Annotated in this window: 8 protein-coding genes and 1 pseudogene; 4 read left to right on the top strand and 5 right to left on the bottom strand. The window is 70.2% G+C overall.

Annotated features, from left to right (window positions below; genetic code table 11):
• Window positions 1–113, bottom strand: a pseudogene (locus FV230_RS20060) (beta-ketoacyl-ACP reductase); the annotation flags it as partial.
• Window positions 114–317: 204 nt separating this feature from the next.
• Window positions 318–1253 (bottom strand): ACP S-malonyltransferase, encoded by a 936-nt coding sequence (gene fabD, locus FV230_RS20055; protein WP_147843641.1) that lies wholly within the window; start codon window positions 1251–1253, stop codon window positions 318–320.
• A gap of 251 nt (window positions 1254–1504) precedes the next feature.
• Here fabD and rpoZ point away from each other — a divergent pair, with 251 nt between their 5' ends.
• The 4 genes from rpoZ (at window position 1505) to FV230_RS20035 (ending at window position 6240) form a co-directional block, all read left to right on the top strand.
• A complete protein-coding gene (gene rpoZ / locus FV230_RS20050; RefSeq protein ID WP_147727742.1) occupies window positions 1505–1915 on the top strand; it encodes a DNA-directed RNA polymerase subunit omega in 411 nt (136 codons plus the stop codon).
• A 174-nt stretch (window positions 1916–2089) separates the two neighbouring features.
• Complete coding sequence (locus tag FV230_RS20045) at window positions 2090–4336, top strand: bifunctional (p)ppGpp synthetase/guanosine-3',5'-bis(diphosphate) 3'-pyrophosphohydrolase (protein WP_147843640.1); 2247 nt, start codon at window positions 2090–2092, stop codon at window positions 4334–4336.
• Between the two features lie 315 nt (window positions 4337–4651).
• Window positions 4652–5242: an orotate phosphoribosyltransferase gene (gene pyrE / locus FV230_RS20040; RefSeq protein WP_147843639.1), complete on the top strand. Its 591-nt coding sequence runs from the start codon at window positions 4652–4654 to the stop codon at window positions 5240–5242.
• 335 nt (window positions 5243–5577) lie between these two features.
• Window positions 5578–6240 carry an NYN domain-containing protein gene (locus FV230_RS20035; protein ID WP_147843638.1) on the top strand — a complete coding sequence of 221 codons (663 nt, stop codon included), beginning with the start codon at window positions 5578–5580 and terminating at the stop codon, window positions 6238–6240.
• On the opposite strand, the gene FV230_RS20030 is transcribed toward FV230_RS20035, so the two are convergent.
• The 3 genes from FV230_RS20030 to dapA all read right to left on the bottom strand — a co-directional run bounded on the left by FV230_RS20030 (window position 6237) and on the right by dapA (window position 8410).
• Window positions 6237–6812, bottom strand: a complete 576-nt coding sequence (locus FV230_RS20030; protein ID WP_147843637.1) for a peroxiredoxin — start codon at window positions 6810–6812, stop codon at window positions 6237–6239. The genes FV230_RS20035 and FV230_RS20030 overlap by 4 nt on opposite strands.
• A 203-nt stretch (window positions 6813–7015) precedes the next feature.
• Entirely contained in the window at window positions 7016–7489 is a 474-nt protein-coding gene (gene smpB, locus FV230_RS20025; protein ID WP_147727737.1) for an SsrA-binding protein SmpB, read from the bottom strand.
• A 21-nt stretch (window positions 7490–7510) separates the two neighbouring features.
• A complete protein-coding gene (gene dapA / locus FV230_RS20020) occupies window positions 7511–8410 on the bottom strand; it encodes a 4-hydroxy-tetrahydrodipicolinate synthase (protein ID WP_147843636.1) in 900 nt (299 codons plus the stop codon).
• Window positions 8411–8779: the final 369 nt, after the last annotated feature.

Here is an 8779-nt window from a genome sequence, read left to right as displayed (position 1 = left end):
GTGCCCGACAGCGCCACCGCCGCCCCCTGCGCATGCAGCGCCCGCGCGATGGCGCCGCCGAGCCCGCCGGTGGCGCCGGTGACGAGGGCTTTCTTGCCGGTGAGATCGAACATGGGGATCACCTCATCTGTGGGTGTCGAAGTCTTGGTATCGGCTCCGCGCGTCTCCCTCCCCCCTCTGCGGGGGAGGGTGGCCCCCGCGTCAGCGGGGGTCGGGGGAGGAGCGCCGTATCCGGAGGCGTCGCTCCCCGCATCCGACCCACTTCGCGGGCCACCTTCTCACGCAGAGGGGAGAAGGAAGGCGCGCGCGGGCCTCGATCACGCCACGGAGAACGCGGCGACGTCGTCCGGCGTCCCGACCGGCACCGCCGCGGCACCGGCCGCGATGCGCTTGACGAGGCCCGACAGAACCTTGCCGGAGCCGATCTCGGAGAACGCGTCGACGCCCGCCGCCGCCATGGCCGCGATGCTCTCGCGCCAGCGCACGGTTCCGGTCACCTGCGCCACGAGGTTTCGGCGAATCGCATCGGGATCCGAGACCGGCGCCGCGAGCACGTTGGCGTAGAGCGGCACGGCCGGCGGGTTCAGCGTGACCGCGTCGAGCGCCGCTCGCATCGCCTCGGCGGCGGGCTGCATCAGGCGGCAGTGGAACGGTGCCGAAACGTTGAGCATCACCGCGCGCTTGATCCCGCGCGCCTGCGCGAGCGCCACGGCGCGCTCGACCGCGGCCCGGTCGCCCGAGAGAACGACCTGGCCGACGCCGTTGTCGTTGGCGACGTCGCAGACCGCCCCCTCGGCCGCCTCCGCCGCGATTGCCGCGGCGGTCTCGACCTCGGCGCCGATCAGCGCCGCCATGGCGCCGTCGCCGGGGGCGACCGCTGCCTGCATCGCCTCGCCGCGGATGCGCAGCAGGCGCGCAGTGTCGGCGATCGTGAGGCTGCCGGCGGCGGCGAGGGCGGAATATTCCCCGAGCGAATGCCCGGCTACGAAGGCGACGTCGCGCGCAAGATCGAGCCCGCGCTCGGCCTCCAGCACCCGCAGCACCGCGAGGCTCGCGGCCATCAGCGCCGGCTGCGCGTTGGCGGTCAGCGTCAGCGCGTCGAGCGGGCCCTCGAACATCAGGCGGGAGAGCGGCTGGCCCAGGGCGTCGTCGACCTCGGCGAACACGGCGCGCGCCTGCGGGAAGGCCTCGGCCAGCGCCTTGCCCATGCCGACGGCCTGGCTGCCCTGGCCCGGAAAGATGAGTGCCCGCACGGTCGCTCCGTCGCCTAACCCATTGTCGGAAAGGGCGGCGCAGTCGCACCACCCGCCGCGGGTGTCAACAATGCAGCGCACAAACGGGGCCTGCGCCCCGGGCCGTCGCGGCTCGGCGATTCGCACCGTCGGCGGCACGGTCTCGCGGGATGCACGACGCAATAAACCGCTGTGCTTGTTGCCAAACCGCAACCGGTGTATGAGCCGGCACCGCCCGACATCCCCGTATCCGCTGGAAGGAGCCGCCGCGCATGGCTCGCGTCACCGTCGAAGATTGCATCGAGAAGGTCGAGAACCGGTTCGAGCTGGTCCTGCTCGCGAGTCACCGCGCGCGTCTCCTCGCCGCCGGCGCGCCCCTCACCGTGGACCGCGACCGCGACAAGAACCCGGTCGTGGCGCTCCGCGAGATCGGCGACGAGACCATCACCGCCGACGACCTTAAGGAACAGCTGATCCACTCGATGCAGAAGTACGTCGAGGTCGACGAGCCGGAGGCCGAGGCCGTGCCGCTGCTGTCGAGCTCGCCCACCGCCGCCGCCGTCTCGCCGACCGCCGCGAGCGACGATTCCGCGCCGCAGTTCGACCGCATGAGCGAGGAGGACCTGCTCCGCGGCCTCGAGAACCTGGCGCCGCCCGTCGAGACCGACGACGAGGGCGAGTAGCCTCTTCGGCGTCGTCGCCGGACTTCGGACTTTCACGGGCCCGGCGGAGACGCCGGGCCTTTTGCTTGCGCGCCGCCTCGGCTTTCTCGGGCTGCGACGCATTCGGGGCTGGCGCGCGGCCGCGGCTTGCGTGAGACTTGCGCCTCCTCGCGATCGGAAAGGGTCTCCCGGCGGATGATGCGCCAGTACGAACTCGTCGAGCGGGTGAAGCGCTACAACCCCGCGACGAACGAGGCGCTGCTCAACCGTGCCTACGTCTACGCCATGCGCGCGCACGGCACGCAGAAGCGGGCGTCCGGCGACCCGTTCTTCGCCCATCCCCTCGAGGTCGCGGCGATCCTCACCGATCTGCGCCTCGACGACGCGACCATCGTCGCGGCGGTGCTGCACGACACCGTCGAGGATACGGCGGCGACGCTTGACGAGATCCGCGAGCTGTTCAGCCCCGAGATCGGCGCGCTGGTCGACGGCCTGACCAAGCTCAAGCGCCTCGACCTTGTCTCGAAGCGCGCGGCGCAGGGCGAGAATTTCCGCAAGCTGCTGCTGGCCGTGGCGGCGGACGTGCGCGTGCTGCTGGTCAAGCTCGCCGACCGCCTGCACAACATGCGCACGCTCCAGCACATGCGCGCCGACAAGCGCGAGCGGATCGCGCAGGAGACGCTGGACATCTACGCGCCGCTGGCCGGCCGCATGGGCATGCAGGAGCTGCGCGAGGAGCTAGAGGACCTGTCCTTCCGCAACCTGAAGCCGGAGATCTACGCCACCGTCACGCGGCGGCTCTCCGACCTCACCGCGAAGACCGAGAGCCTGGTCGACACCATCGAGCGCGACCTCACCGCAAAACTCTCCGCCCGCGGGATCGAGGCCGCCGTCACCGGCCGCCAGAAGCGGCCGTTCTCGATCTGGTCGAAGATGGAGCGCAAATCCGTCGCCTTCGAGCAGCTCTCGGACGTGTTCGGCTTCCGCGTCGTCGTCGAGACGCTGGACGATTGCTACGCGGCGCTCGGCGTCGTCCACACCACCTGGCCGATGGTGCCGGGGCGCTACAAGGACTACATCTCGACGCCGAAGCAGAACGACTACCGCTCGATCCACACCACGGTGATCGGCCCGAAGAGCCAGCGCGTCGAGCTGCAGATCCGCACCCGGGCGATGGACGACATCGCCGAGTACGGCATCGCCGCGCACGCGCATTACAAGGAGGCCGGCAAGCTGCCGGCCGGCCGCGAGCCGGAGGGCGGCGTCGCCCCGCGGCTGGCGGCCGAGAGCGGCGCCTACCAGTGGCTGCGCCGCACGATCGAGCTGCTGGCCGAGGGCGACAGCCCCGAGGAGTTCCTCGAGCACACCAAGCTCGAGCTGTTCCAGGACCAGGTGTTCTGCTTCACGCCGAAGGGCCGGCTCATCGCCCTGCCGCGCGGCGCCACGCCGATCGACTTCGCCTACGCGGTGCACACCGACGTCGGCAACTCGGCGGTCGGCGCCAAGATCAACGGCCGGATGGCGCCGCTGCTGCACGAGCTCGCCAACGGCGACGAGGTCGAGATCTCGCGCTCGGACGGCGCCGCGCCGCCGGCCGCCTGGGAATCGCTCGTCGTCACCGGCAAGGCCCGCGCTGCGATCCGGCGCGCGACCCGCTCGGCGGTGCGTCGACAATATGCCGGCCTCGGGCGCCAGATCCTCGATCGGGCGTTCGAGCGCGCGGGCAAGAGCTTCACCGACGACAAGCTGCGCGGCGCGCTCCCGCGCCTCGCCCGCGCCTCGGCCGAGGACGTGTTCGCGGCGGTGGGGCGCGGCGAGATGTTCTCGGGCGACGTCGTGCGCGGCGTCTACCCAGACTACAAGGACGAGCGGAAATCGGGCCCGGCCGGGGTGCCGCAACCGGTGGTCAACGGCGCCGGCCGCCTGATCCGGTCGAAGGACCAGACCATGCGCCTGACCTTCCCGGGCGGCGGCGCGGCGGACGGAACCGACGCGATCCCGATCCGCGGCCTCGCCGGCGACCTGCCCGTGAGCTTCGCCCCGGACGGCGGCGCGGTGCCCGGCGACCGCATCGTCGGCATCCTGACGCCCGGCGTCGGCGTGACGATCTACCCGATCCAGTCGGCGGCCCTGGCCGCGTTCGACAACGAGCCCGAGCGCTGGCTCGACGTGCGCTGGGACATCGAGGCGGGCGCCACCGAGCGCTTCCCCGCGCGGCTCGCCACGCAATCGATCAACGAGCCCGGCGTGCTGGCGCAGATCGCACAGGTGATCGCCGACCACGACGGCAACATCGACAACCTCTCGATGAAGCGCCGCACCCAGGACTTCACCGACATCGTCATCGACCTCTCGGTCTGGGACCTGCAGCATCTGAACGCGATCATCGCGGAGCTGCGCGGCAAGCGGACGGTGAGCCGGGTCGACCGGGTGAACGGGTAGGCGGCGCAACATCCTCCGATCCGTGCTTCTGCCTCGGCGGACGAGGCGCGCCCGCAATCGACGCACGGCCTTCATCCCGAAGCCGCACAGCGCAGCCCGGACGCTGGATCCGCCCATGGCCGCCGTCTCGATCGGCACCCGCGGCTCCGGATGCCGGCTTCGCCTTCTGCACTCGGGAACGACGGCGCGGAGCCGGAAACCAGGGTCGAGCGGCCGAAACGCGGCGCGCCGCGACGCTTCCCCTTCCGCTTGCCTCCACCTGCTCCCGCTGCCACAAGCGCAGCGTTCGCCATCACCCCGCGAGGAGCCGTGCGCATGAGTCCGGATGAGGTTCTCGCGGAGTTCCGCGATGCGGGCGCGCTGCTCGAAGGCCACTTCATCCTGAGCTCTGGCCTGCGCTCGGCGGTCTTCCTGCAGAAGATGGCGATCTTCTCCGAGCCGCCGCGCACCGAGCGCCTGTGCAGGGCGCTCGCCGCCGTGATCACGGCGCGCTTCGGCCCAATCGACATCGTCGTCTCGCCGGCGATCGGTGGCATCGTGCCCGGCTACGAGACCGCGCGGCACCTCGGGGCGCGGGCGATCTTCGTCGAGCGCGATGCCGGCGGCCCGTTCACCCTGCGGCGCGGCTTCAGCATCCCGGCCGGCCAGCGCGCGGTGATCGTCGAGGACATCGTCACGACCGGGCTGTCCGCGCGCGAATGCCTCGCCTCGCTGCAAAGCGAGCCCGGCGAGATCGTCGGCGCCGCCTGCCTGATCGACCGCTCGGGCGGCCGCGGCGAGATCGGCCTCCCGCTGCTCTCGCTCGTCACCCTCGACATCCCGGCCTATCCCCCCGACGCGCTGCCGCCCGAGCTGGCCGCATTGCCGCCGGTGAAGCCGGGCAGCCGCGCCATGCCGAAGGCCTGAGCGCCGGCCGACGGGCTCACGCGCGTTTGATCGTCCCGGCAGCAGATGTTTCGCTGTTGTTGCGGCGCGAATGAGAAAAAGATCGACGAGGTTGTGTCGACCGATCGTCGAAAGGACGTTTTCCGTCGAAGGTTGACACATTCCATCGTGCGCTTCACACATGCCGTACGGTCACTATTGCGCACCGTCGCCGGCGATTTTTGGAACAAGCAGCGTCCACTGTCCTCCGTTGGGCCGACTTTGCACCCGTAACCTTGATGCGTGTCGTTACCTGCTTTTCCGCGGGCGGTACGTGCCATGATTGTTTTGGTTATATTTTAGAAATGGATCGTGCCATGAGTGCACTACAGCGCAGCGCCCTGTTCATCGACGGCGCCAACCTCTACGCGACGACGAAGGCCCTCGGCTTCGACATCGACTACAAGCGGCTTCTGAAAGAATTCCAGTCCCGCGACAACATGATTCGGGCGTTCTACTACACCGCGATGATCGAGGATCAGGAGTATTCCTCGATCCGTCCGCTGATCGACTGGCTCGACTACAACGGCTACCGCGTCGTCACCAAGCCCGCCAAGGAGTTCACCGACTCGCTCGGCCGCCGCAAGGTCAAGGGCAACATGGACATCGAGCTTGCGATCGATGCGCTCGAGCTGAGCCAGTACATCGACCACATGGTGCTGTTCTCCGGCGATGGCGATTTCCGCTCGTTGGTCGAGGCGATGCAGCGCCGCGGCGTGAAGGTCACGGTGGTCTCCACCATCCAGACCCAGCCGGCGATGATCTCCGACGACCTGCGCCGCCAGGCCGACGAGTTCGTCGACCTCGTGCAGCTGATCGGCAAGGTCGGGCGAGACCCCGGCGAGCGTCAGGCTCGTCCGGCCGGCGACCGGCCGCGCGACTACGCCGAGCGGCCCGCCCGCGCCAACCCAGGCCTGGAAAGCCGCTACGGCATCCGACAGGGCGCGAACGGAACGCCGGACGCCCCCGCGGAGGATTAGGCCTTCGCGGTTCCCTCCCCATCGAGCCAGGCCAGGATGTCGGCCGCGCTTCGATCGGGTGGGAACACCGGGTAGAACACCTTCGTCACGACGCCGTCGTCGACGACGAGGCTGAGCCTGCACAGCAGGATGGTGCCGGCCGCCTCGAAGGTCGGCAGCCGCGCCGCCATCGCGAAGGCGCGCGAGGCGTCCGACAGCAGCGTGAACGGAAGCTGCAGGCGCGTCGCCGCCTCGCGCTGGTAGGCGCCCGTCTGCGTCGAGAGCCCGTGCACCTGCGCGACGCCGCGGGCCTTCAGGTCGTCATGGAGATCGCGGAAGCCGCACGCTTGCGGCGTGCAGCCGCGTGCACCGGGAATCGCGTCCCAGTCCGCCACCAGGTTCGGCTGTCCCGGCTCGCCGGTGCGCGGATAGGCGAAGACCACCGTCCGCCCGGCGAGCTTCGCCAGCGAGATGCGGGCGCCGTCGGTCGCCGCGAGCGACACGTCCGGCAGCCTCATCCCGGTCAGGTGCGCCGCCGCACCGTCGTCGATCGGGGCGGGAAGGTCGGCGGGCAGGGCGAGGTTCGGGTCCATGGCGCGGCTCCGGTTCGAGCAGGCAGTCTGGCGAGACGGGCATCGCGCACGCCATCTCTCGTTCCCGCCTCAAAATCTGCTTTCTTAATCGAACATCCGCGCGTCGCTTCCCTCCCCCGCAGAGCGGGGAGGGAAGGCGTGCTCTCTGACTCTCGCAGCCCGGCCCGGGCATCGACGAGCCGACCCGCGCGACCGTCCGGGAGCTACCCCCGGTCGCGCATGATCCGGGCGCGGTCGCGCTGCCAGTCGCGCTCCTTGGCGGCCTCGCGCTTGTCGTGGGCCTGCTTACCCTTGCCGAGGCCGAGCTCGACCTTCGCGCGGCCCTTCTCGTTGAAGTAGATCTTCAGCGGCACCACCGTGTAGCCCTGGCGCTGCGTCGCGCCGATCCACTTGTCGATCTGGCGGCGGTGCATCAGTAGGCGCCGCGGGCGCTTGGTCTCGTGGTTGAAGCGGCTCGCCTGGACGTATTCCGGGATGTAGGCGTTGAACAGCATCAGGTCGCCGCCCGACGGGCCGGCATAGGCCTCGCCGATGGTCGCGCGCCCGCTGCGCAGCGATTTCACCTCGGTTCCGGTCAGCGAGATGCCGGCCTCCAGGGTGTCCTCGATCGCGTAGTGGAAGCGCGCGGCGCGGTTGTCGGCGACGATGCGCCGGTTCGGTTCGGGTTTGGGAGCCATCGGTCTCTTCGGTGCCTGGCGTCAGCCGGCCAGGAGGCCGGCATGGCGCAGGGCGGCGTCGACGATCGCCTTGGTCGCGTCCGAGACCGGCACGAGCGGCAGGCGCACGTCGGCGCTCATGTGGCCGAGGCGTTCCAGGGCGTACTTCACCGGCGAGGGGTTGGATTCGGCGAACAGCCCGACCTGGAGCGGCAGCAACCGGTCCTGCAGCTGCAGCGCCTTGGCGAAGTCGCCCGACAGCGTCGCCTCCTGCAGGTCGGCGCAGAGCCGCGGCGCCACGTTCGACACCACCGAGATGCAGCCGTGGCCGCCATGGGCGTTGTAGCCGAGCGCGGTCGCATCTTCGCCCGAAAGCTGGATGAAACCCTCGCCCATGGCCTGCCGCTGGAGGCTGACGCGATCGATCTTGGCGGTCGCGTCCTTCACCCCGGCGATGTTCTTGAGCTCGAACAGGCGCGCCATCGTCTCGACGCTCATGTCGACGACGGAGCGCGGAGGGATGTTGTAGATGATGATCGGAATGCCGACCGCGTCGTTGACGGCCTTGAAGTGGGCGTAGAGCCCGCTCTGCGTCGGCTTGTTGTAGTACGGCGTGACCACGAGCACCGCGTCGGCGCCCGCCTTCTCGGCGTGCTGCGCCCGCTCGACCGCCTCAGCCGTGGAGTTCGATCCGGCGCCGGCGATCACCGGCACGCGGCCGCCGGCCTCGTCGATGCAGGCCTCGACCACGCGGTCGTGCTCGCTGTGCGTCAGCGTCGGGCTCTCGCCGGTGGTGCCGGTCGGCACCAGGCCGTGGCTGCCCTGCTCGATCTGCCAGGCCACGAACTTTCGGAACGCCGCCTCGTCGAAGGCGCCGTCGCGGAACGGCGTCACCAGGGCGGTCATGGAGCCCCGAAGGCGGCGCGCAGTGGTCTCGGTCATCTCGGGCGTCCCAGCCGGTCTCGTTGCCCGCTCCGGCCTGGGCCGGTGGTCCGGCGCCGCGCTGCGGGCGGCGCAGACATAGGGCTTCCGCCACCCCCGCGCAAACCCTTCGCGCACGCGGTTAATGCGTTCTTAACGCTCGGCGCCGAGGCTGTCCTTTGCCGGCATCCGTCGAAACCGGATCGCAGAGAGTGACCGCATCCATGGCGTCCCTCACACGCTCGCAGATCGTTGCCCTCGGCCTCGCGCTGACCGCGGGCGTGGCGCTGGCCGCGCCGGCGGTCGACCTAACAAAAACCCCCCCCCCACACAAGCGCCGAGCTCGTTATCCGGGGTGGGGGTGAAAAAAAAAAAGGGGGGGGGGGGGGG

Origin of the sequence: Methylobacterium sp. WL6 (genome assembly GCF_008040095.1) — a bacterium.
Taxonomy (GTDB): Bacteria; Pseudomonadota; Alphaproteobacteria; order Rhizobiales; family Beijerinckiaceae; genus Methylobacterium.
The sequence above is the reverse complement of the archived record's forward strand: the minus strand, read 5'-3'. Positions and strand labels throughout refer to the sequence as shown.

Coding starts and splice junctions, on each gene's coding strand:
- rpoZ (WP_147727742.1), top strand. CDS start 1,505: ATGGCTCGCGTCACCGTCGAAGATTGCATCGAGAAGGTCGAGAACCGG.
- FV230_RS20045 (WP_147843640.1), top strand. CDS start 2,090: ATGATGCGCCAGTACGAACTCGTCGAGCGGGTGAAGCGCTACAACCCC.
- pyrE (WP_147843639.1), top strand. CDS start 4,652: ATGAGTCCGGATGAGGTTCTCGCGGAGTTCCGCGATGCGGGCGCGCTG.
- FV230_RS20035 (WP_147843638.1), top strand. CDS start 5,578: ATGAGTGCACTACAGCGCAGCGCCCTGTTCATCGACGGCGCCAACCTC.
- FV230_RS20030 (WP_147843637.1), bottom strand. CDS start 6,812: ATGGACCCGAACCTCGCCCTGCCCGCCGACCTTCCCGCCCCGATCGAC.
- smpB (WP_147727737.1), bottom strand. CDS start 7,489: ATGGCTCCCAAACCCGAACCGAACCGGCGCATCGTCGCCGACAACCGC.
- dapA (WP_147843636.1), bottom strand. CDS start 8,410: ATGACCGAGACCACTGCGCGCCGCCTTCGGGGCTCCATGACCGCCCTG.